Source organism: Micromonospora sp. C28ISP2-4, from assembly GCF_030519385.1.
Classification (GTDB): domain Bacteria; phylum Actinomycetota; class Actinomycetes; order Mycobacteriales; family Micromonosporaceae; genus Micromonospora; species Micromonospora tulbaghiae.
The window spans coordinates 259,597-280,786 of record NZ_JAUMKG010000002.1 but is presented as its reverse complement, the minus strand read 5'-3'; the positions used below and the strand labels follow the sequence as shown (position 1 = coordinate 280,786).

Genomic DNA, 21,190 nt, shown 5'->3' with positions numbered 1-21,190 from the left:
CGGCGCCCGGCCCTGGCCGGCCGGTACGCCGCCCGCGTCTGACCCGACCGCCGGTTCCGACCCGCCCTCCGAGGGCGCCGGTCGCGCCACCTCGCCGAGGTGGCGGCTGGTCCGTCCACCACGCCACCTCGCCGAGGTGGCCGTCACAGGCATGCGCCGCGTCCCGCCCACTTTCCAGGGCCGTCCGAGTCCCGATCCGCTCGGACCGCCCGCTCGATCCGCCCCACGCCGCCTCGACGGCGGGGGAACCCGCGCAGCGGTCCGTACCCGTCGCCGTCCGGCGACAGACAGGACGAACCCGTGGCGCCCCGCCGAACCACCGCACGCGACCGGTCCCGTCGCGTACTGTCCCAGAACTTCCTCGCCGACCCGGCCGCCGTCGCGCGGATGGTCCGCGCGGTCCGGCCCGGCCCGGACGACCTGCTGCTGGAGGTCGGCGCCGGGCGCGGCCGGCTGACCCGGCCGCTCGCCGCCCGGTGCGGGCGGCTGATCGCGTACGAGGTCGACCCGGCAGTGCTGCCCGAGCTGACAGTGGCCTGCGCGCCGCTGCCGAACGTCGAGGTACGGGCGGCCGACTTCCTGGCCGCGCCCCCGCCCGCCGGGCCGTTCTCGGTGGCGGGCAACATCCCCTGGTCCCTCACCGCTGCGGTGGTCCGCTGGTGCCTGGCCGCACCAGGGCTGCGCGCGGCGACGCTGCTGACCCAGCTCGACTACGCCCGCAAGCGCACCGGCGACCACGGCCGGTGGAGCAGGCTCACCGTGGTCACCTGGCCCGAGTACAACTGGAGGCTGGCCGGGCGGGTGCCGCGGGCCGCGTTCCGGCCGGTGCCGGGCGTGGACGGGGGCATCCTGCGGCTGGAGCGCCGGACGACGCCACTCGTGGCGCCGGCCGCGCTGCCAGCGTACCGGCGGATGGTGGAGCTGGGGTTCGGCGGAGTCGGCGGCTCGCTCGCGGCCTCGCTGCGCGCGGCCCATCCCCGGTCGCGGGTCGACGGCGCGTTGCGGGCCGCGCGGATCGCGCCGGACACCCCGGTCGGGCTGGTCTGGCCGGAACAGTGGCTGGTGCTGTTCCGGCTGCTGCACGCAAGGAAGGGCCCCTTCTTAACGCCTCCGGTATAGGAGGGGGCCCCTCTTAACGCTCCCGGCGGTCAGGCGCCGGCCAGGGTGACGATCGCCTCGCCCAGCTCGGTGGGGGACTGGAACTCCTCGGCCGGCAGGGACCGCAGCGCCTGGAGCGCCTCGGTGCTCGCGCCGTTCTCCTGGCCCCAGCGGACCAGATCCTCCCGGGAGACCGGGTAGTCCAGGCCGGCCAGGAACTCCTGCAACTGCGCGCCGGTGACGGTCATGCCGCCCGGCTACCCGCTGCGCCCGGCGGCATGCCTGTGCCGCCGGGACGCGGCGGCGGTTTGTCCCGGCGGGCCCCGGGTAGCCGCTGACATGCTGGTACAGCGGCTCGGCGCGCCGAGCGACTTCGACCCCTTGCTGGACCGCGTGCGGGACGCCCGGGTGGTGATGATCGGCGAGGCGACGCACGGCAGCTACGACTACTACCGGCTGCGGGAACAGTTGACCCGGCGGCTCATCGCCGAGCAGGGGTTCGACTTCGTGGCGGTGGAGGGGGACTGGCCGGACTGCGACCGGGTGCACCGATCGGTGGTCGGCGCGCCGGACGGACTGGCCGATCCGCTGGTCGCGCTGGAACGGTTCGAGCGCTGGCCCACCTGGATGTGGGCGAACGCCGAGGTGGCCCGATTCTGCCGCTGGCTGCGGGCGTGGAACCTGGAACGCCCCGAGGGGGAACGGGCCGGCTTCCACGGGCTGGACGTGTATTCCCTCTGGGAGTCGATGCAGGCCATCTTCGACTACCTCGGTGAGGAGGACCCGGCCTCGCTGGAGGCGGCCCAGGAGGCGTACCGCTGCTTCGAGCCGTACGGCAAGCGGCCCGAGGAGTACGGGATGGCCAGCCGGTTCGTCTCCGCCCGGTGCGAGGAGGAGGTGGTCCGGCTGCTGGCGCGTACCCGGGAACAGGCCGCCGCGGACGGCTCGGACCGCTTCTCGGCCTGGCAGAACGCGGAGGTGGTGGCCGGCGCGGAACGGTACTACCGGGCCATGGTCGGCGGCGGCCCCGAGTCGTGGAACGTGCGCGACGTCCACATGGCCGACACGCTCGACCGGCTGCTCGACCGGTACGGGCCGGACTCGCGGGGCATCGTGTGGGCGCACAACACGCACGTGGGCGACGCCCGGGCCACCGACATGGCGGCGGACGGCATGGTCAACATCGGGCAGCTCGGCCGGGAACGCCACGGACGGGACGCGGTGGCGCTGATCGGCTTCGGCAGCTGGCGCGGCAGTGTGGTGGCCGCGCCGCGCTGGGGTTCACCGGCCGAGACGATGGTGGTGCCGCCGGCCCGGGAGGGTTCGGTGGAGCACCGGCTGCACGAGCTGATGCCGGACCGGGCGGTGCTCGTCTTCGGCGGTGACGACCAGCCGGAGTGGGTGACCGGCGAGGCGGACCACCGGGCCGTCGGGGTGGTGTACGACCCGAGCTTCGAGTCCTGGGGCAACTACGTGCCGACCCGGCTGGGGGAGCGTTACGACGCGTTCATCTGGTGCGACGAGGCCACAGCGCTGCATCCGCTGCCGACGCGCGTCACACCCGGCGAGATGGAGACGTATCCGGCGGGTGTGTGACGGGTGGGGCCCCGCGCGGGGGCCCCACCCGTGCGGATCACACGTTCGCGTGCTCCTTCTCGGCGAGGTGGGCGCGCAGGCCCTCACCCTCGACGTCCACGTTGGGCAGGATCTTGTTCAGCCAGCGTGGCAGCCACCAGGCGGCGTTGTTCAGCAGCGACATCACCGCGGGCACGATCGTCATCCGGACCACGAACGCGTCGATGGCGACACCGATCGCGAGCGCGAAGCCCATCGACTTGATGATCGGGTCCTCCAGGAAGACGAAGCCGCCGAACACCGAGATCATGATGAGCGCGGCGGCGGTGACCACCCGGGCGCCGTGCCCCATGCCGTTGATGGTGGCCTGCTGGGCGGTGTCGCCGTGTACGAAGTCCTCGCGCATCCGGGAGACCAGGAAGACCTCGTAGTCCATGGCCAGGCCGAACAGGATGCCGATGAGCAGGATCGGCAGGAAGCTGACCAGCGGGGCCGGCGTGTCCAGGCCGACCAGGTCGGCCAGGTGGCCCTGCTGGAACACCGCGACGGTGATGCCGAACGTCGCAGCCACTGTGAGCAGGAAGCCCAGCGCCGCCTTGACCGGCACCAGGATCGACCGGAACACCAGCATCAGCAGCAGGATCGACAGGCCCACCACCAGCAGCAGATAGACCGGCAGCGCGTCGGAGAGCTTCTCCGACACGTCGATGCCGACCGCTGTGACGCCGGTGAGCAGCACGTCGGCGTTCTGGATGCCCGAGACCTGCTTACGGATGTCGTGCACCACCGTCTCGGTGGCCTCGTCGGTCGGCCCGGTCTTCGGGATCACCCCGATCAGCGCGGTACGCCCCGACGGGTCGACCTGCGGCGGGGCCACCGCCAGCACCCCGTCGGTCTTCTGCACCAGCGCTGTCACCTGCGGGATGGCGGCCTGGGTGGCCTGCGGCGAGTCCGCGGTCACCACGACCGCGAGCCGGCCGGTGAAGCCGGGGCCGAAGCCCTCACGGATCAGGTCGCTGCTGACCCGGGCCGGGGTGCCCTCGGCGGCGGCGGATGCGTCCGGCAGCGCCAGGCGCATGTCCTGGGCCGGGATCGCGAGCAGACCCAGGCCGAGCAGGCCGACCAGGATCACCGGGATGCGGAGCTTGGTCACCCATCGCGCCCAGCGGAAGCCGAAGCCGGAGCGGTCCTCCGAACCGGTGGTCGGGTCCTCGACCGCCTTGCGGTCACGCAGCTTGCGCGGCAGCACCTTGTGGCCGGCGAAGCCGAGCAGCGCCGGGGCCAGCGTGATCGCCACCAGCACGGCCACGGTGACGGTGCCGGCGGCGGCCAGGCCCATCACGGTCAGGAACGGGATGCCCACCACGGCGAGGCCGGCGAGCGCCACCACGACGGTGGCACCGGCGAAGACCACAGCCGAGCCGGCCGTGCCGACCGCGCGGCCGACCGCCTCCTCCGGGGAGAGCCCGTCGAGCAGGTTCTGCCGGTGCCGGGAGGTGATGAACAGCGAGTAGTCGATGCCGACCGCGAGGCCGAGCATCAGCGCCAGGATCGGCGCGGTGCTGGTCAGCTCGACCGCGCCGCTGAGCGCGAACAGACCGGCCATGCCGACGCCCACGCCGATCAGCGCGTTCAGCATGGTCATGCCGGCCGCGACGAGCGAACCGAACGTGATCACCAGGACGATCGCCGCGACCAGCACGCCGATCGCCTCGGTGGAGCCGACCTCCGGCTCGGCGTTCAGCACCTCGCCGCCGGGGGCGATCTGCCAGCCCTGCGCCTCGGCCTGCGCGCCGACCTTCTCGTACGCGTCACGCTGCTCGTCGGTGACGTCGTCCGCACCGCCGGCGAACTGCACCTGGATCAGCGCGTACCGGCCGTCCGGGGTGAGCGCCTGCGCCTGGTACGGGTCGACCGCGCCGATCACGCCGGGCAGCGTGGCCGCCTCCTGCGTGACCTGCTTGACCACCGCCTGACCGGCGGGCGTGGTCAGTGCGCCGTCCTGTGGCGCCTTGATCGCGATTGTGCCGGTCGCGCCGCTGGCCGCCGGGAAGCGGTCGGCGAGCAGGTCGATCGCCTTCTGCGACTCGGTGCCCGGCATGGTGAAGTTGCTCGCCGTCGGGCCCCGCAGCGTGGCCGCGGCCAGGCCGAGGCCGACGAGTACGACGAGCCAGACGACGGCGACGAGTCGCCGCCGGCGCAGGGATGCCCGGCCGAGCCGGTACAGCAGGGTCGCCATGGACCTTCCTTGTCCTCGCAGGAACGGATCAGGTGGTGACTTCGAGCGCGCGGTACGCCACGGCGAGCAGCGCGGGTCGCAGCTGTTCGTCGGGGATGTCCAGGAACTCGCCGCAGGTCTCGGCGATGCCGGCGAGCACGACGAGCGCCGCGACGCGTGCCTCCGGGCGGTCGGAGAAGCCGGCGAACGCGGCGACGAGTCGTTCGGAGATCTGCTGGATGTGGGCGAACGCGGGCTGCTGGAGCAGGTCGGGGAACTCTCCCCGGAGCAGCGCGATCTCCCGGCGGAAGCGGACCGCCAGGTCGACGAAGCCGTCCGCGGCGACGCGCTGGGCCTCGGCGCCGCTGTGGGCCGCGATCCGGGCGTCCAGCTCCTCCAGCACGGTGATGGCCGGTGCCATCAGCTCGCAGAGCAGGGCGTCCTTGCTGGCGAAGTGGTAGAGCACGGTCGCCTTGGAGCAGCCGACATCGCGGGCGATGTCCTGCAGCGAGGTGCCCTTGTACCCGGTGACGGCGAACCGGCGAGCGGCCGCGGCCAGCAGCTCGTCGTGGGTGGCGGTGGTGGGTCGCGCCATGTCCTCCAGCATGCCTGACCGATCGGTCAGGTGCTGACCGATCGGTCAGATCTACCGCGTGGCGTTCAACACAATGGCCCGTTTGCCCAGCTCAGGACGGTGGTCGGCCGTGTGTGCGGTCGTACTCGGCCCGGGCTGCGCTGATCGCCTCCCGGTGCCGCTCCGCCCAGCTCGTCAGCGCCACCAGTGACTCGTACAGCTCCCGGGCCATCGGCGTGGCGGTGTACTCCACCTTCGGCGGCACAGTGGGATGCACGTGCCGGTCCAGCAGCCCGTCCCGCTCCAGGTTGCGCAGCGTCAGCGTGAGCATCCGGCGGCTGATCCCCTCCACCCGGCGCTCCAGCTCCGTGAAGCGGATCGGGCCGGCCGAGGCGGCGATCAGGATGCCGATGGCCCACTTGCCGCCGACCCGGTCCAGCGCCTCCCGGACGGTGCACGCGCTGGCCTGCTCCGCCACGCCGGACCCGCAGCGGTCCGCCTCTGCCTCACCCACGCCCCGATCGTCGCAGGTGCGGGCCGGCGAGGCGCGCCGGGCACCGTGTCGGGGTTGCCGAGCCGGGCCCGGCCCGGGATGGTGGTCCGATGGGTGCCGCCGACGAGACCCGGGCCGGAGTGTCGCTGACCAACCTCGACCAGCCGCTGTTCGACGGCGCCGGGGCGACCAAGCGCGACCTGGTCGACTACCTCGACGCCGTGCGCGACCGGATCCTGCCGGAACTGCGGGACCGGCCGCTGTCGGTGCTGCGGGTGCGGCCCGGCCAGGAGCCGTTCATGCAGAAGAACCTGCCGAGGTACACGCCCGACTGGGTCCGCCGCATCGAGGTGTGGGCGGAGGCGTCGCGCCGGCGGATCTCGTACGCCCTCTGCGACGACCGGCGGACGCTGCTCTGGTTCGCCAACCAGCGGGCGGTGGAGTACCACCCGACGCTGGCCCGGACCGGCGCGCCCGAGCACCCGTCCCACCTGGTGCTCGACCTGGACCCGCCGGAGGGGGACGCGTTCGGCGCGGTGGTGCGGGTCGCGCTGCTGGTGCGGCAGGCGCTCGCCGACGCCGGGCTGGCCGGCGCGGTGAAGACGAGCGGCGCCAAGGGTCTGCACGTGGTCGTGCCGGTCGACCCGGCCACCACGGCGGAGGAGGCCGCCGCGGCCACCCGGGCGCTCGCCGTGCGTACCGAACGGCTCGACCCGGCGGCCGCGACCACCGCGTTCGTCGTCGCCGACCGCGGCGGCCGCGTCTTCGTCGACTCCACCCGGGCGTACGGGGCGACAGTGGTGGCCGCCTACAGCCCCCGGATCCGGCCCGGCGCCCCGGTGTCGTACCCGGTGGGCTGGGCCGACCTGGAGAGCGCGAGCCCGGCCGACTTCACCGTGCGGACCGTGCCCGCGCTGCTCGGTGACCGGGATCCCTGGGCGGAGGCGCTGCCCGCGCCGCAGCGGCTGCCGGCGGAACTCGTCGAGCAGGGGCGGACCATCCCGGTGGCGCGGGTGCAGGCGATGCACGAGGGCAAGCGCCGGGCGAAGGCCCGCCGCGAGGCCGGGTGACGCGGGTCCGCGTCAGCGGCGCCGGGGCGCCGTCGCCGGTGGCCGCTTGCCCCAGGTGAACGCGATGAGTACGACGGCCAGGGCCCAGGTGACGATCATCGTCCAGATCGGGCGGGTCTCGGTGGCCGCGCCGACGAACCCGCCGATCGCGTAGCTGACCAGGCAGAGCAGGCCGATCGCGGCGAGCCGCCCGGAGGCGCTGCGGCCCTCCGGCTCGAACACCCAGTCGGCGATGCCCTTGGTGGTGCGCAGCACGGTCCCGGTCTGGTACGACGTGGCGGTCTGCACGCCGAACGTGCGGACGATCAACCCGCCGAGGATGCCGACCGGGAACGCCAGCAGCGCGGTGAGGATGGTGCGCTCGGTCAGCGAGTCGCGCCCCGAGTCGAGGGACCGGTCCACCAGCCCCCAGAGCACGAGCAGCGCCAGCATGGCGAGCAGTTCCATGCCCGGGGGAGTGAGCGGGCCGGCCGGGCGCAGGCGGCGGATCCCGGCGCCGAGCAGGCCGCCGAGGCCGAACGCGACAAGCGACGCCACAGCGGCCGGCCAGGGCGGAAAGTGATCGGCGGCGCCCATTCCGACGAACGCCACATTGCCCGTCTGAATACCGACGAACACCTTGTACTTGAGGAACGAGAAGGCGTCGACCACACCGGCGAGGCCGGTGGTGAGCGCAAGCGCCAGAAACGGTGCGTGGAAGTCGTGTTCCCCCACCCGCCAGCGATCCTCCGCGTTGTTGGACATCGCCCTCCCTACCCCTGGTTCCGTCCGTGAAACCGTTGCGGTGCGCGGTGCACGGAAACGCCGGGAAAGTGTTTCCTGTCGTTTTCGGTGAATAGCGCGATCGCGTTATTCACTTGGCGGACCCCGATTCGGCAGCATCGCAATTGCGTCTCGACGCCGAGACTCGAAGCCGAAGGAGGCCGAGCGAATGTTCGTGCTCCCCGTCGCCAGACTCCGCATCACGTTCTATTCGACCGCGGTCCTGGCCGTCGCCGGTGCCGCCACCGATGCTCCGCTCTGGAGCATCGCGGCGTCGCTGTTCCTGTGTGTCGCGATTCCGCTCGCGGTGGCCTTTCAGAGCCCGCAGCACCTGCGGGCGTTGTTCGTCCCGTCCCGGGCCGCCGAGCCGGCGGCCCTCACCCGGAAGGACATCAGTCATGCCCAGATCCACTGACCCGGTCGGCAAGAAACCGCCGAAGGAAACCGCGATGGTCGGCACCGTCCCGCGCAACCCGGCGATCGACGAGACACATCCCGACCTGGTGAACCCGCCGTCCACCGACCACGGACTGATGCCGAACCTGGTGTTCCCGTTCTCGCTGGCGCACACCCGCCGGGAGAGCGGCGGCTGGACCCGGGAGGTCACGAACCGCCTGCTCCCGATCGCCCACGACCTGGCGATCGTGAACATGAAGCTCGACCCCGGCGCCTACCGGGAACTGCACTGGCACGTCCAGTCCGAGTGGGCCTTCGTCCTGTCCGGCAGTTGCCGAATCGCGGCCGTGGACCAGGAGGGACGCAACTTCCTGGAGGACGTCAAGGCGGGTGACCTCTGGTATTTCCCGGCCGGCATTCCGCACCACATCCAGGCGTTCGAGGAGGGCGTCGAGTTCCTGCTCGTCTTCGACGACGGGTGCTATTCCGAGGACGGCACGTTCCAGGTGACCGACTTCTTCGCGCACGTGCCGAGGGAGGTCATCGCGAAGAACTTCGGCTGGACCATGCAGCAGATGGCGAACTTCCCGGCGGAGTCCGAGCGGTACATCTTCCCGGGGCAGGTGCCGCCACCGCTGGCCGAGGACCGGGTCTTCAGCCCGACCGGCGACGTGCCCCGCACGTTCAAGCACAGCCTGCTCGCCCAGACACCGGAGAGGTTCGAGGGCGGCAGCGTACGGATCGCCGACTCGAGCAACTTCGCCGCGGCGGTCACCACCACCGCCGCGCTGGTGGAGATCGAGCCCGGCGCGATGCGGGAACTGCACTGGCACCCCAACGGCGCGGAGATGCAGTACGTCATCTCGGGCAAGGGGCGGATGGGTGTCTTCGCCAACCACGCCACGGCCCGCACCTTCAACATGGAGACCGGTGACGTCGGCTACGTGCCGATCTCCATGGGCCACTACATCGAGAACATCGGCGACAAGCCCTTCGTCTACCTGGAACTGTTCCGGACCGCGAAGTTCGAGGACGTGTCGCTCGCGCAGTGGCTGGCGAACATCCCGCCGGAGGTGGTCGCCGACACGATCAACGTGCCGCGCGAGCTGATCGAGGCGCTGCCGAAGACGAAGAGCCCGCTGCAACGGCACTGAGGACGCGGTGCTGAGCGCGGACGCCACAGGGTCGTGGCGTCCGCGCTCAGCCGTCCTCCCGGGACTCCCAGACCAGCGCCAGCTCCACCCGGTTGTGGACACCGAGCTTCGCGTAGATCGAACGCAGGTGGGTGTCGACCGTGTGGAACGAGACGAACAGGTCGCGGGCCGCCTCCTGCTTCGTCATGCCGACCGCGAGCAGTTCGGCCACCCGTACCTCGGCCGGGGTCAGCGCGGCGACGGCCGGACGGCGGGCGTCGTCACCGGCCGTGCCGTCGTGCTCCCGCGTCCCGTCCCCGGCGCCCATCCGCGTGTACATCGCGGCGCACTCGGCGAGCAGACCGGGCGCCTCCGCCGGCGGCAGTCCGGGCGACCGCGCCAGGTCGTGCAGCGCGTCGGCCAGGGCCGGCCGGGCGGAGGTGGTACGGAGCAGCCGTACCGCCGCGCGCAGGGCCGCCGGATCCCCGGTCAGCAGCCCGTCCACCTGGTGCGCCACCCCGCGCCAGAGCGCGTTGTTCGTCATGCCGGCGGCCCGCTTCAGGTGGTCGGCGAGGATCTCGGCCCGCTGCCGGTCGCCGAGCGCCAGCGCCGCGCGGACCAGTCGCGGGCCGTGGTGCGGCACCAGCAGCAGCGGAGCCATCGAGCGGTCCGGCGTGGCGAACGCGGCCCTCAGGAGCGTTGTGTGCCGGCCCGGTTCCGGGTCGCCGGCGGCGGCGCAGCCGAGCCGGAACCACTGCATGTCGTCGGGCCAGCCCACCGCGGGACGTTCGTCTGCCAGCAGCTCCCGGGCCGCGGCCACCTCACCCCGGCGCAGCAGCACCTCCACGACCGTGGCGAGCAGGTCCACCCGGGCCTGCGCCGGCAGGGCACCGCCGCGTTCGGCCAGCGCGAGCCGGGCGCGTGCCTGCGCCTCGGCGAGTTCGCCCGTGGCGAGCCGCAGGACGCAGTCCAGCGCGGTCACCAGCGGCTGCCCCACAGTGCCGAGTGTGTCGATCTCCGCGGTGACGCCGTCGAGCGCGGCCGCCGCGTCGACGTACCGGCCGAGCGCGATCTGGTTCGCCACCCGGTCGACGCGCAGGAAGACCGCCTGGGTGCGGGCGGCGGGCTCACCCGCGTCCACCTCCCGCAGGATCCGCGCGGCGCGGGGCAGGTCGCCGGTGGCGGTGGCCCGGGACGCGTTCGCCAGGGCCAGCCGGATTCCGCCGCCGGGGGAGGGGCTGCGTTCGTGGGCCCGTTCCGCCGCCGCCACCAGCTCGGCGGCGTCGGGATGCCCGAACCGGGCCGCCAGCGACGCCAGCATGGTGAGCGTCCAGCTCCGCCCGGCGGCGTCCAGCTCCTGGTTCAGCGCCCGCCCGAGGTACGTCAGGGACAGCGAGGGCCGCTGCGTCGCGTAGTACGCCCCGAGCCGCCCGAGAAGCATCGCCCGCTGGCGTGGCCCGTACCGGTCGGCGGCGACCTCCCGGTGCAGCATGCGCAGCGTCTCGTCCACCCGGCCGGCCAGGTACAGGTTGTCGGCGACGTCGACCAGCCAGGCCAGGCGCGCGTCGGCCGGGCCGGGTGCGGGAGCGGCCAGCAGCAGATCGGCGGCGAGGCTGGGACCGACCGCCGGGTCGCCGGCCAGCCGCGCGGCGAGTGCCTGGGCGGACCGGCTCACCGCCGGCAGGACCCGCAGGAGCTGCCGGGCCGCCTGGGCCGGGCGCCCGGCGTCGGCGAGCACCTCGGCTGCCGCCTCGCGCAGCGCCTGGCGTACCGAGGGCGGGGTGTCCCGCAGGACGTCGTCACGCAGCGCGATCGAGGCCAGCCGCAGCCCGGCGGCGGTGTCGACGAGGAATCCCCGCGAGATCAGCTCCTCCACCGTCGCGTCGACCGGCTCGTCCGGCGTGGTGCCGGTGCGAGTGGCCACCGCTTCGAGGAACCACAGGCCGCAGGGGGCGTCGGCGACGGCGACGCCGCGCAGGACCCACCGTTGTGCGGTGGTCAGCGACGAGGCGACGCCCGTGTGCATCTTGGGACGGTTGGTCAACGGCGTCTCGGGCAACTGGCTCACCTTCGCAGGTGCTGGGGTTCGACCCGTTCACCGCGAGGTTAGCCAGCTCGCGACCTGCCCATCCGGGAATCGGTCGACAAAGGCGAGGACGGCTCACTAGAGCACGCGGCGCCGGACCCGCCACGCCACCACACCGATCAGGATCGCCGCGACGGCGATGAACAGTGCCGCCTCGATGAGCTGGAACGTCCAGAACCGCTCGGCCGGGTGGTAGACACCGAACTGCTGGATGCCCCGCGCGTGCAGGAACTGGTTGAGGTTGGTGCCGGCCCGGTTGGCGGCGTCCTCCAGCTCGTAGTACTCGGTCGCGCTCAGCCTGCGCCCGGTGCCGTCGGCGTAGCCGCGTTCGATCACCCAGTCGGCGACGCCGGGCACCAGCCGGTGCCCCGCCTGGTCCGGCGAGCCGCCGGCGGGGACCGGCTCCATGGTGGTGAGCGGCGTGGCGTACGCGGGACGGGCCAGCAGCGCGACCGACATCCGGGCGGCGAGGAACGCCCCGAACGCGACGCCGAACGCGGGCAGGCTGCGCCGCAGGATCGCCCCCGCGGCGGTGGCGACGCCGAACGCGAACAGCGCGTACGCCATCGGAACGAGTCCCTCCAGGTCGAAGGAGTCGTACTGGAACCGCCCCTCCCACGCGTCGAACGGCTGACGGAACCAGGTGAGCACCGCGGTGAACATCCCGGTGAGCACGACTGTGACGCCGGCGAGTGCCGCGAGCTTGGCCGCCAGCCAGCGCATCCGCGGCACGGCCTGCGTCCAGGCGAGCTGCCAGGTGCCGTCCTCCAGTTCGCGCGCGAGCAACGGCGCGCCGAGGAACGCCCCGATGACCACGGGGACCAGGTAGAAGGCCGCCAGGAGGTTCTCGACGTACCCGTACTCCTCGTCGAGGCGGCGGAAGGAGGCCGCGCAGGCCCCGTCGACGCCAGCCTGCCCCGCGCACCGGGCGGGACCGCCCGGGAACAGGTCGTGGGCCTGCGTCCCGAGCACGAACAGGGCGACGCCGAACAGGCCGACGAGCAGGCCCAGGACGCAGACCTCGGTGCGGTGCTGGCGCCAGATCAACCAGGTCATGCCGGCACCCCCGGCGTGAGCGCCGCGACCGGCTCGGACGGCCGGCGCAGGTACGCCAGCACCAGGTCCTCCAGCGCGACCGGGCGGGCCTGCCACCCGGGCGCGGCCGGGAGCCCACCGTCGCGTACCAGCAGGGTCGTGTGCCGATCGCTGTGGACGGCCTCCACGACGGCGCCGGCCCGGTCGAGGTCGTTCGTCGTACGCGGGCCGACGAGCAGCCGATGCTCGGCGAGGAGGGTGTCGATGTCACCGGTGAGCGTGACCCGGCCCTGGTTGAGCACGACCAGGTGGTCGCAGACGCGCTCCAACTCGTGCACCACGTGGGAGGAGAACAGGACGGTCACCCCGCCCTCGGCCACCGCACCCATGAGGACCTGGAGGAACTCGTGCCGGGCCAGCGGGTCGAGGCTGGCCACCGGCTCGTCGAGGACGAGCAGGTCCGGCCGCTTCGCCAGGGCCAGAGCCAACGCGACCTGGGCCTGCTGCCCGCCGGAGAGCGTGCCGGTCCTGCGGTCGAGCGGGATGCCCAGCTTCGCCAGCCGGCGCTCGGCCAGCTGCTGGTCGAACCGCAGGTTGCAGGCCCGGCCGAAGCGGAGCATCTCGGCGACTGTGAAGCGTTTGTACAGCGGGTGGTCCTGGGCCAGGAACCCGACCCGGGACAGCGTCTGCGGGGTGCTCGCAGTGACGTCGTGGCCGAGGACCTCCACCGTGCCGGTGCTCGGCGCCAGCAGTCCGACCACCAGGCGCAGCAGCGTGGTCTTGCCCGCGCCGTTCGGCCCCACCAGGGCGATCACGCCGCCCGCCGGCAGGTCCAGGGTGCAGTCGCGCAGCGCCCAGCCCTTCCGGTACCGCTTGCCCACACCGTCGGTGCGCAGCGCCAACTCGGTCGCCGTCACGCCACGTCCTCATTCCTGGTCTGCTGGTGGACGGAGGTGAAGAGCGCGTCGACCGCCTGCTCGTCGAGCCCGGCCGCGTAGGCGCGGCGCAACCAGGTCTCCAGGCCACGGCGCAGCGACGTGTACGTCGACGCCGACATGGCGGCCGACTGCTGTTCGTTGACGAACGTGCCCTGGCCGGGCCGGCCGGTGACCAGGTTCTCCTGCTCCATCTGCCGGTACGCCTTGGCGACGGTGTTCGGGTTGATCGCCAGGTCCTCGACCACCTCGCGGATGAGCGGGAGGCGGTCGCCGGGTTGGAGGAAGCCCAGCAGCACCGCCTGGCGGACCTGCTGGACGAGTTGCAGGTACGGCGGCACGCCGGAGTGGGTGTCGAGCCGGAAGACGAACACGGTGCTCCTCACTGCTTTACTAGTAACGTAGTAAAGCAGTGGGTTGGCGGTCAAGAGAGCCGGCTCGCCCGGAAACGGAACGAGCCCGGCAGCCAGGGCGGCTGTCGGGCTCGTGAAGATCTTCTGTGAGGTGCCCCCGGCAGGATTCGAACCTGCGCTCCCGCCTCCGGAGGGCGGTGCTCTATCCCCTGAGCTACGGGGGCTCAGCGACCCGAGAAGAGTAGCAAACCCCCTCCCGGATCACCGAATCGGTACCCCCGCGAGTCGATCTTCGCCGGATCAGGCGGCGGCGACGGCGCGACCGCAGCTCGGCAGCGGGTGCAGCACGACCCGGCGGGGCAGCCGGCGGGGCCACTCGTTGCGCGGCCACGAGCCGTCCACGATCAGGTGCACGGTGCGCTCCTCGGCGCCGCTGAGCCGCAGCACGAAGTCGCGAGGCAGCGGCGGGTCCACCGACGGCGTGGTGACCATGAACCGCACCCGTCCCCGCGAGGAGACCGCGGAGACCACGTCGGCGGCGGGCATGGTGCCGCGCAGGCGTACCCGGCCGATCCAGTAGACCTCCGCGGCGTGCTCCTGGGCCGCCCGCGTGATCGCCGGGTACTCGCTGCGTACCCAGCGCTCGACCGCGCCGACGCACAGGCCGCAGGCCCGCTCGCGCGGCTCGCGCGGCCCCAGACCCCAGGCCCGGAGGTACGCCCCGACGGTGCCGGCGTCCATCGCCAGCCCGAACCGGCGCTCGATGAGGGCGGTCAGGCTCTGTCGTGTCCAGAGCTCCTCGTCGAGGCCGAACTCGTCGGGGTGAACGCCCCGGAGCACGTCGATGAGTTCGAGTTCCTGTTCGCGGCTGAGCGTTCCCGGCTCGCCCTGCCGCAGTCCGCGACGGACGGCTGCCACCGCTCCGTCACCGCCGATGGTGTGGCGTCGGCACCAGCTGGTCACCGACCGCCCTGCGTCTCTGAGTGCAACCCCCACGTCTTGGGCAACGAGCCCGAATCGCAACTGGTCACGATATGTGGGTAGAAAACTCTCCAACCCCCACAATGACCCGTTAACCCCAAACCGTTACAAACGCCCATACAGAACATTCCGGACAGCCCTGCGGCTCCCGAATCAAGATCTTGGTACGAAACGGCCCTCCGGGGGGTCCTTGCGTACCAAGATCTCCTTGCGGCGACCCCGTCGTCGCCCCAGCCCTCGCGATCTTGCACTTGCGGCCCTCCGATAACAGGGGGGCGAATCCGGCATCACTGGGGCAGCAACGATCGCCGGGGCGGGGCGGGGCGGGGCGGGGCGGGGCGGGGCGGGGCGGACCAGGAGGCCCGGGTGCCCGGACGGGGACCGGGCCTCGGTGGATCGGGTGGGGCGGGTGTTACGGGGTGCCGCCCAGGCGCTTCAGCGCCGCGCTCAGGTTGGTCAGGTCGTTCTGCTGGGTGTTCTTCATCGTCTGGGCGACCGCCAGCACGTCGTCGTCGCGCCCCTCGTCGAGGATGCCGTCGATCATGTGCACCCCGCCGATGTGGTGGCGGATCATCATCTGGAGGAACAGCACGTCGAACTCGCGGCCGCTCGCCGCGCGCAGCTTCGCCATCTCCTCCGGCGTCGCCATGCCCGGCATCAGGCCGTCCTTGATCAGCCCGCCGCCGTCCTTCATCCACGCCATCGGCGCCTGCTCGCCGGTCGGGTCCAGCTTCCAGGACCGCAGCCAGGTCTGCATGGTGCCGATCTCGCCCTGCTGGCCGGTGGCGATGTCCACTCCGACCTGGCGTACCTCGGGGTCCTGGCCCTGGCTGAACGCCAGCAGACCCATCGCCACGGCCTGGTTGTGGTGGGCGGTCATGTCCCGGGCGAACCCGGCCTCCGCCGAGTTCTCACCCGGACGGGTGAGCGTCGGGGTGAGCAGGCCGCCCGCGTACCCGAGGACCAGCCCGACCACGAGGGCGGCGGCCACCGCCAGCAGGCCGTAGCGGCGCACCGCGCCCCGGCCGCCCTGGTCGGCGGCCGGAGCCTCGTCCAGTTCGCTGTCGGTGGTCACCGGGGCGGTCATCGCGGCGTCCTCACTGGGTGGGCTGCTGGGGCATGGTGTTCTGCAGGTTGTCGCGCGGGGTGGTGCCGGTGGCGGTGACGCCCTGGTCGCAGAGCGCGTTCGGGCCCTCGATGGAGGCGTTCACCCGCAGGGTCTTGATGAAGTCGTCGATCCGGCTGTCGTCGGCGTTGTCGACCTTGAGCTGGTAGCCCCAGGCCTGGAGCGAGATCGGCTTGTCCAGCCCCTCGAACGGGCTGAGCATCGTCTTCTCCTTGCCCTGCACCTTGCTGCGGAGCTTCTCCACCTGGTCGGCGGGCAGGTCCGGGCGGTAGGTGATCCAGACCGTGCCGTGCTCCAGGCTGTGCACCGCGTGCTCGTTGGCGATCGGGGCGTCGTAGACGTCACCCATGCAGTTCTGCCACGCCTGGTTGTGCGGGCCGCCGACCGGCGGGAGGATGTCGTACTTGATCGCGCCGGGCTGGTGGTTGCCGCCCTTGACCAGCTCCTTGTCCTTGGCGCGGTAGTCGACGATGCCGTCGATCGCCTCGGCCCGCTTCTGCCACGGCTGGCCGCCCTGGTAGACCGCCCAGGCGCCGACGCCGATGATGCCCACGGCCAGTACGCCGACCGCGACGAACAGGGCGATCGGGCCCCACGAGCGGCCCTGGCTCACCTTCACCGGGGCGACCGGCTTGCGGCCCTTGCCCCCGGCGCCCTGCCGTGGCGTGCCCTTGCCGCCCCCGGCCTTGCCCGAGCCGGCCTTCGCGGCGGGCTTGTCGGCAGCCGCGGGCCGGCCGGCGGCCGGCTTCTTGCCGGTGCTGACCACGGTGGGACGGCGCTCCGGGCCGCCCGGGGTGCTGATGCTCATCGTGCCTCGTCAGGTCGGTCGGTCAGGGGAGCGCGGGGCCTGTTCACATGCTGGGTCGCCTCCGCGGTGCCCGAGTCTACCCCCGATAACATGGATCAGTGACTCCCGCAGAACTCGCCGAGGTCGTCCTCGCCGCAGCCCACGCCGTCTTCGACGAGCGGGGACTGGACCGCGCCGCGCTGCCCGCGCAGACCACCGTCGAGCGACCCCGTAATCCCGATCACGGTGACTACGCCTCGACGCTGGCGCTCCAGCTCAGCAAGAAGGTGGGCGTACCCCCGCGGGAGCTGGCGACAGCGCTGGCCGACGAGCTGGCCAAGGCGCCGGGGATCAAGTCGGTGGAGATCGCCGGGCCCGGCTTCCTGAACATCCGCCTGGACGCGGCCGCCGCCGGTCAGCTCGCCAAGGTCATCGTCGAGGCCGGTCCGGCGTACGGGCGCACCGACACGCTCGCCGGCCAGCGGATCAACCTGGAGTTCGTCTCGGCGAACCCGACCGGCCCGGTGCACATCGGCGGGGTCCGCTGGGCGGCCGTCGGCGACGCGCTCAGCCGCCTGCTCCGTGCCACCGGCGCCGACGTGGGCACCGAGTACTACTTCAACGACGCCGGCTCCCAGATCGACCGGTTCGCCCGCTCGCTGCTGGCCGCCGCCAAGGGCGAGCCCGCGCCGGAGGACGGCTACGGCGGCGCGTACATCGCGGAGATCGCCGCCGAGGTGGTCCGGCTGCGGCCGGACGTGCTCGACCTCACCGAGGACGCCGCCCAGGAGGTGTTCCGCAACGAGGGCGTCCAGCTGATGTTCGCCGAGATCAAGTCCTCGCTGCGCCACTTCGGGGTGGAGTTCGACACCTACTTCAACGAGAAGGACCTGCACGACGGGGGCGCGCTGGACGCCGCGCTGGACCGGCTGCGGGAGCAGGGGCACGTCTTCGAGTCCGAGGGCGCGACCTGGCTGCGCACCACCGAGTTCGGTGACGACAAGGACCGGGTGCTGCGCAAGTCCAACGGCGAGTGGACGTACTTCGCCGCCGACTGCGCCTACTACCTGAACAAGCGGGAGCGCGGGTTCGACCGGGTCGTGATCATGCTGGGCGCCGACCACCACGGCTACATCGGCCGGATGAAGGCGATGTCCGCGTGCTTCGGCGACGACCCGGCGCGCAACCTGGAGATCCTCATCGGCCAGCTGGTCAACCTGGTCCGCGACGGCGCTCCGGTGCGGATGAGCAAGCGGGCCGGCACCGTGGTCACGCTGGAGGACCTGGTCGACGCGATCGGCGTGGACGCCGCCCGGTACGCGCTGGCCCGCTACTCGGCCGACTCGCCCATCGACATCGACGTGGAGCTGTGGACCCGGGCCAAGAACGACAACCCGGTCTACTACGTGCAGTACGTCGCGGCCCGGACCGCCGGTGCGGCCCGCAACGCGGCCGAGATCGGGCTGACCCGTGGTGACGCCGCCGCGTTCCAGCCCGAGCTGCTCGGCCACGAGAAGGAGAACGAGCTGCTCAAGGCGCTCGCGGAGTTCCCCGCTGTGGTGGCCACCGCGGCCGAGCTGCGCGAACCGCACCGGGTCGCCCGCTACCTGGAGGAGAGCGTCGCGCAGGCGTACCACCGGTTCTACGACAACTGCCGGATCGCCCCGCAGGGCGACGAGGAGATCACCGACACCCACCGGGCCCGGCTCTGGCTCAACGACGCCACCCGGGTGGTCATCGCCAACGGCCTGCACCTGCTCGGGGTGTCCGCGCCGGAGCGGATGTAGCGACATGCGGGCTCACGAAGCAGGCGCGCTGCACGGCGAGATCGGCACCCGGGGGCCGGCCTGGCTGCGTACCCCGGTCGACGTCAACGCCCTGGTGCCGCAACTGTGGCCGCGCAACGTGGCGCGCGGCCCCGGCGGCGCGCTCACCGTCGCGGGCCTGGACGTCCGCGACCTGGCCGCGGAGTACGGCACCCCGGCGTACGTGCTCGACGAGGACGACCTGCGCGAGCGCTGCCGCGAGTTCCGGGCGGCCTTCCCGGACGCGGACGTCTACTACGCCGGCAAGGCGTTCCTGTGCCGCGCCGTGGTCCGGATGATCGCCGAGGAGGGCATGTTCCTCGACGTCTGCACCGGCGGTGAGCTGGCCACCGCGCTGTCGGCCGGGATGGAGCCCGCGCGGATCGGCTTCCACGGCAACAACAAGTCGGTGGCGGAGCTGACCCGGGCGGTCGACGCCGGGGTGGGCCGGATCATCGTCGACTCGTTCACCGAGATCGACCGGCTCACCGAGCTGGCCCGCGAGCGCGGGGTACGCCCGAAGGTGCTGGTCCGGGTCACCGTCGGCGTGGAGGCGCACACCCACGAGTTCATCGCCACCGCGCACGAGGACCAGAAGTTCGGCTTCTCGCTCGCGGGCGGTGCGGCCGCGGCGGCCGCGTTCAAGATCCTCGACGAGGACGTGCTGGAGCTGCGCGGCCTGCACTCGCACATCGGCTCGCAGATCTTCGACGCCAGCGGCTTCGAGGTGTCCGCCCGCCGGGTGCTCGCCCTCCAGTCGCAGATCCGCGACGCCCGGGGCGTGGAGCTGCCCGAGCTGGACCTGGGCGGTGGCTTCGGCATCGCGTACACCACGCAGGACGACCCGGCGTCGCCGCACGAGCTGGCGAAGCGCCTGCGCAAGATCGTCGACGGGGAGTGCGCGGCGGAGAACCTCGCCGTACCGCACCTGTCGGTCGAGCCGGGCCGCGCGATCGTCGGTCCGGCCGTGTTCACGCTCTATCAGGCCGGGACCGTGAAAGATGTGGACGGCCTGCGGACGTACGTCAGCGTGGACGGGGGGATGAGTGACAACATCCGTACCGCGCTCTACGACGCCTCGTACTCGGCCACGCTGGCGAACCGCACGTCAGCCGCACAGCCGATGCTCGCCCGCGTGGTGGGAAAGCATTGTGAGTCCGGGGACATCGTGGTGAAGGATGAATTCCTGCCCGCTGACGTGCAGCCCGGAGATCTTGTCGCGGTGCCCGGCACCGGGGCCTACTGCCGGAGCATGGCGAGCAACTACAACCATGTCCCGCGGCCACCGGTCGTCGCCGTCCGCGAAGGTCGGGCGCGGCTGATCGTCCGCCGGGAGACCGAAGACGACCTGCTGGCATTGGATGTGGGATGACCTCACCGGTTCGCTTGGCGCTGCTCGGCTGCGGCACTGTCGGCAGCGACGTGGTCCGGCTGCTGCACGAGCAGTCGGAAGACCTCGCCGCCCGGATCGGCGCCCCGCTGGAGATCGCCGGGATCGCCGTACGCCGGATCGGCCGTGACCGCGGCGACCTGCCGGTCGACCCGGCGCTGTTCACCACCGACGCGCTCGGGCTGATCAAGCGCGACGACGTGGACGTGGTGGTCGAGGTGGTCGGCGGCATCGAGCCGGCCCGGGGCTGGCTGGTGGAGGCGCTGCGCGCGGGCAAGAGCGTGGTCACCGCCAACAAGGCGCTGCTCGCCGAGGACGGCGCCACCCTGCACGACGCCGCGGCCGAGGGCGGCGCCGACCTCTACTACGAGGCCAGCGTCGCCGGGGCCATCCCGCTGCTGCGCCCGCTGCGCGAGTCGCTGCACGGTGACCGGATCACCAGGGTCACCGGCATCGTGAACGGCACCACGAACTTCATCCTCTCCGCCATGGACGCCACCGGCGCCGGGTTCGCCGAGGCGCTGGAGGAGGCCACCGAGCTGGGGTACGCCGAAGCCGACCCGACGGCCGACGTGGAGGGCTTCGACGCCGCCGCCAAGGCCGCCATCCTCGCCTCGCTGGCGTTCCACACCCGGGTGACCGCCGCCGACGTGCACCGCGAGGGCATCACCGAGGTGACCGCCGCCGACGTGGCCAGCGCCAAGGCCATGGGCTGCACGATCAAACTGCTCTGCATCGCGGCCCGGGGCGCCGACGCGGAGGGCCGGGAGACCGTCAACGTCCGGGTGCACCCGGCGATGATCCCGCTGACGCACCCGCTCGCGAGCGTGGGCGACGCGTTCAACGCGGTGTTCGTCGAGGCCGACGCCGCCGGGCAGCTCATGTTCTACGGCCGGGGCGCCGGTGGCGCGCCCACCGCCAGCGCGGTGCTCGGCGACGTGGTGGCGGTGGCCCGCAACCGCCTCGCCGGGGTGCACGCGGCGAGCGAGTCGGCGTACGCGGACCTGCCGGTGCGGCCGATGGGCGAGGCCCTCACCCGCTACCACATCAGCCTCGACGTGGCCGACCGGCCGGGTGTGCTGGCCGGGGTGGCGGGCGTCTTCGCCCGGCACGAGGTGTCGATCGCCACGGTCCGGCAGGGCCCGGCCGGCGGGGACGCCGAACTGGTCATCGTCACCCACGTCGCGCCCGATGCCGCGCTCGCGGCCACCGTCGGTGAGCTGCGCGGACTCGACATCGTCCGTTCGGTGACGAGTGTGCTGCGGGTGGAGGGTGGCGCGTAACCCGGGCGTCCCGCCTGATGGTTAGAGCAGGGTGTGCCGGTGGCCGGCCGGGCAGGCTGGTCCACGCTGGTGACAGGCCCCGGAGCGGGG

20 protein-coding genes and 1 tRNA gene are annotated in these 21,190 nt (G+C 72.5%); 8 read left to right on the top strand and 13 right to left on the bottom strand.

The window, feature by feature from the left end; translation table 11 throughout:
- Positions 1–300: 300 nt before the first annotated feature.
- Entirely contained in the window at positions 301–1,119 is an 819-nt protein-coding gene (gene erm / locus Q3W68_RS10030; RefSeq protein ID WP_302905195.1) for an ErmE/ErmH/ErmO/ErmR family 23S rRNA (adenine(2058)-N(6))-methyltransferase, read from the top strand.
- Between the two features lie 29 nt (positions 1,120–1,148).
- On the opposite strand, the gene Q3W68_RS10025 is transcribed toward erm, so the two are convergent.
- Positions 1,149–1,346 (bottom strand): DUF2795 domain-containing protein, encoded by a 198-nt coding sequence (locus Q3W68_RS10025; RefSeq protein WP_043328589.1) that lies wholly within the window; start codon positions 1,344–1,346, stop codon positions 1,149–1,151.
- Positions 1,347–1,437: 91 nt separating this feature from the next.
- On the opposite strand from Q3W68_RS10025, the gene Q3W68_RS10020 reads away from it, so the two are divergent.
- Positions 1,438–2,694, top strand: coding sequence for an erythromycin esterase family protein (locus Q3W68_RS10020; protein WP_302905194.1), 1,257 nt, complete (start codon positions 1,438–1,440; stop codon positions 2,692–2,694).
- Between the two features lie 37 nt (positions 2,695–2,731).
- Here the strand turns inward: Q3W68_RS10020 and Q3W68_RS10015 are convergent, their stop codons facing one another.
- The 3 genes from Q3W68_RS10015 to Q3W68_RS10005 all read right to left on the bottom strand — a co-directional run bounded on the left by Q3W68_RS10015 (position 2,732) and on the right by Q3W68_RS10005 (position 5,979).
- Positions 2,732–4,912, bottom strand: a complete 2,181-nt coding sequence (locus Q3W68_RS10015) for an MMPL family transporter (protein WP_302905193.1) — start codon at positions 4,910–4,912, stop codon at positions 2,732–2,734.
- Positions 4,913–4,940: 28 nt separating this feature from the next.
- Complete coding sequence (locus Q3W68_RS10010; RefSeq protein WP_302905192.1) at positions 4,941–5,486, bottom strand: TetR/AcrR family transcriptional regulator; 546 nt, start codon at positions 5,484–5,486, stop codon at positions 4,941–4,943.
- A 91-nt stretch (positions 5,487–5,577) separates the two neighbouring features.
- Positions 5,578–5,979 carry a helix-turn-helix domain-containing protein gene (locus Q3W68_RS10005; protein WP_302905191.1) on the bottom strand — a complete coding sequence of 134 codons (402 nt, stop codon included), beginning with the start codon at positions 5,977–5,979 and terminating at the stop codon, positions 5,578–5,580.
- Between the two features lie 89 nt (positions 5,980–6,068).
- Between Q3W68_RS10005 and ligD the strand changes: the two genes are divergently transcribed.
- A complete protein-coding gene (ligD, locus tag Q3W68_RS10000) occupies positions 6,069–7,028 on the top strand; it encodes a non-homologous end-joining DNA ligase (RefSeq protein ID WP_302905190.1) in 960 nt (319 codons plus the stop codon).
- Between the two features lie 12 nt (positions 7,029–7,040).
- Here ligD and Q3W68_RS09995 read toward each other — a convergent pair whose 3' ends face one another.
- Positions 7,041–7,772, bottom strand: coding sequence for a DUF1275 family protein (locus tag Q3W68_RS09995; RefSeq protein ID WP_302905189.1), 732 nt, complete (start codon positions 7,770–7,772; stop codon positions 7,041–7,043).
- A 187-nt stretch (positions 7,773–7,959) separates the two neighbouring features.
- Between Q3W68_RS09995 and Q3W68_RS09990 the strand changes: the two genes are divergently transcribed.
- Both Q3W68_RS09990 and Q3W68_RS09985 read left to right on the top strand, forming a co-directional pair.
- The gene (locus tag Q3W68_RS09990; RefSeq protein ID WP_302905188.1) at positions 7,960–8,205 is read left to right on the top strand and encodes a hypothetical protein; all 246 of its coding nucleotides are present in this window, start codon (positions 7,960–7,962) and stop codon (positions 8,203–8,205) included.
- Positions 8,189–9,340 carry a cupin domain-containing protein gene (locus tag Q3W68_RS09985; RefSeq protein ID WP_302905187.1) on the top strand — a complete coding sequence of 384 codons (1,152 nt, stop codon included), beginning with the start codon at positions 8,189–8,191 and terminating at the stop codon, positions 9,338–9,340. Before Q3W68_RS09990 ends, Q3W68_RS09985 begins: the two co-directional genes overlap by 17 nt.
- A gap of 46 nt (positions 9,341–9,386) precedes the next feature.
- Here the strand turns inward: Q3W68_RS09985 and Q3W68_RS09980 are convergent, their stop codons facing one another.
- The 8 genes from Q3W68_RS09980 to Q3W68_RS09945 form a co-directional block, all read right to left on the bottom strand.
- Positions 9,387–11,345, bottom strand: a complete 1,959-nt coding sequence (locus Q3W68_RS09980; protein ID WP_302905186.1) for a helix-turn-helix transcriptional regulator — start codon at positions 11,343–11,345, stop codon at positions 9,387–9,389.
- A 138-nt stretch (positions 11,346–11,483) separates the two neighbouring features.
- The gene (locus Q3W68_RS09975) at positions 11,484–12,461 is read right to left on the bottom strand and encodes an ABC transporter permease subunit (RefSeq protein ID WP_302905185.1); all 978 of its coding nucleotides are present in this window, start codon (positions 12,459–12,461) and stop codon (positions 11,484–11,486) included.
- On the bottom strand, positions 12,458–13,357 hold the full coding sequence (locus tag Q3W68_RS09970) for an ABC transporter ATP-binding protein (protein ID WP_302905184.1): 900 nt from the start codon (positions 13,355–13,357) through the stop codon (positions 12,458–12,460). Before Q3W68_RS09970 ends, Q3W68_RS09975 begins: the two co-directional genes overlap by 4 nt.
- Positions 13,354–13,749 carry a GntR family transcriptional regulator gene (locus Q3W68_RS09965; protein ID WP_302905673.1) on the bottom strand — a complete coding sequence of 132 codons (396 nt, stop codon included), beginning with the start codon at positions 13,747–13,749 and terminating at the stop codon, positions 13,354–13,356. Before Q3W68_RS09965 ends, Q3W68_RS09970 begins: the two co-directional genes overlap by 4 nt.
- A 131-nt stretch (positions 13,750–13,880) precedes the next feature.
- Positions 13,881–13,952 (bottom strand) — tRNA-Arg (locus Q3W68_RS09960).
- Positions 13,953–14,028: 76 nt separating this feature from the next.
- Positions 14,029–14,724, bottom strand: a complete 696-nt coding sequence (locus Q3W68_RS09955) for a winged helix-turn-helix domain-containing protein (RefSeq protein WP_026267749.1) — start codon at positions 14,722–14,724, stop codon at positions 14,029–14,031.
- A 397-nt stretch (positions 14,725–15,121) separates the two neighbouring features.
- Positions 15,122–15,796: a DUF305 domain-containing protein gene (locus Q3W68_RS09950; protein ID WP_302905183.1), complete on the bottom strand. Its 675-nt coding sequence runs from the start codon at positions 15,794–15,796 to the stop codon at positions 15,122–15,124.
- Between the two features lie 10 nt (positions 15,797–15,806).
- On the bottom strand, positions 15,807–16,643 hold the full coding sequence (locus Q3W68_RS09945; RefSeq protein WP_302905182.1) for a DUF3105 domain-containing protein: 837 nt from the start codon (positions 16,641–16,643) through the stop codon (positions 15,807–15,809).
- 98 nt (positions 16,644–16,741) lie between these two features.
- Between Q3W68_RS09945 and argS the strand changes: the two genes are divergently transcribed.
- From argS to Q3W68_RS09930, 3 genes are read left to right on the top strand one after another with little or no spacing between them, the layout of a single operon-like run.
- Positions 16,742–18,409, top strand: coding sequence for an arginine--tRNA ligase (gene argS, locus Q3W68_RS09940; RefSeq protein ID WP_302905181.1), 1,668 nt, complete (start codon positions 16,742–16,744; stop codon positions 18,407–18,409).
- Positions 18,410–18,413: 4 nt separating this feature from the next.
- The gene (lysA, locus tag Q3W68_RS09935; RefSeq protein WP_302905180.1) at positions 18,414–19,799 is read left to right on the top strand and encodes a diaminopimelate decarboxylase; all 1,386 of its coding nucleotides are present in this window, start codon (positions 18,414–18,416) and stop codon (positions 19,797–19,799) included.
- Positions 19,796–21,100, top strand: coding sequence for a homoserine dehydrogenase (locus Q3W68_RS09930; protein ID WP_302905179.1), 1,305 nt, complete (start codon positions 19,796–19,798; stop codon positions 21,098–21,100). Before lysA ends, Q3W68_RS09930 begins: the two co-directional genes overlap by 4 nt.
- Positions 21,101–21,190 lie beyond the last annotated feature (90 nt).

What these genes read in the sequence shown, in the direction of transcription:
- Q3W68_RS10025 (WP_043328589.1), bottom strand. Translation starts at nt 1,346, where the DNA reads ATGACCGTCACCGGCGCGCAGTTGCAGGAGTTCCTGGCCGGCCTGGAC.
- Q3W68_RS10020 (WP_302905194.1), top strand. Translation starts at nt 1,438, where the DNA reads ATGCTGGTACAGCGGCTCGGCGCGCCGAGCGACTTCGACCCCTTGCTG.
- Q3W68_RS10015 (WP_302905193.1), bottom strand. Translation starts at nt 4,912, where the DNA reads ATGGCGACCCTGCTGTACCGGCTCGGCCGGGCATCCCTGCGCCGGCGG.
- Q3W68_RS10010 (WP_302905192.1), bottom strand. Translation starts at nt 5,486, where the DNA reads ATGGCGCGACCCACCACCGCCACCCACGACGAGCTGCTGGCCGCGGCC.
- ligD (WP_302905190.1), top strand. Translation starts at nt 6,069, where the DNA reads ATGGGTGCCGCCGACGAGACCCGGGCCGGAGTGTCGCTGACCAACCTC.
- Q3W68_RS09995 (WP_302905189.1), bottom strand. Translation starts at nt 7,772, where the DNA reads ATGTCCAACAACGCGGAGGATCGCTGGCGGGTGGGGGAACACGACTTC.
- Q3W68_RS09990 (WP_302905188.1), top strand. Translation starts at nt 7,960, where the DNA reads ATGTTCGTGCTCCCCGTCGCCAGACTCCGCATCACGTTCTATTCGACC.
- Q3W68_RS09985 (WP_302905187.1), top strand. Translation starts at nt 8,189, where the DNA reads ATGCCCAGATCCACTGACCCGGTCGGCAAGAAACCGCCGAAGGAAACC.
- Q3W68_RS09980 (WP_302905186.1), bottom strand. Translation starts at nt 11,345, where the DNA reads ATGCACACGGGCGTCGCCTCGTCGCTGACCACCGCACAACGGTGGGTC.
- Q3W68_RS09975 (WP_302905185.1), bottom strand. Translation starts at nt 12,461, where the DNA reads ATGACCTGGTTGATCTGGCGCCAGCACCGCACCGAGGTCTGCGTCCTG.
- Q3W68_RS09950 (WP_302905183.1), bottom strand. Translation starts at nt 15,796, where the DNA reads ATGACCGCCCCGGTGACCACCGACAGCGAACTGGACGAGGCTCCGGCC.
- Q3W68_RS09945 (WP_302905182.1), bottom strand. Translation starts at nt 16,643, where the DNA reads ATGAGCATCAGCACCCCGGGCGGCCCGGAGCGCCGTCCCACCGTGGTC.
- lysA (WP_302905180.1), top strand. Translation starts at nt 18,414, where the DNA reads ATGCGGGCTCACGAAGCAGGCGCGCTGCACGGCGAGATCGGCACCCGG.
- Q3W68_RS09930 (WP_302905179.1), top strand. Translation starts at nt 19,796, where the DNA reads ATGACCTCACCGGTTCGCTTGGCGCTGCTCGGCTGCGGCACTGTCGGC.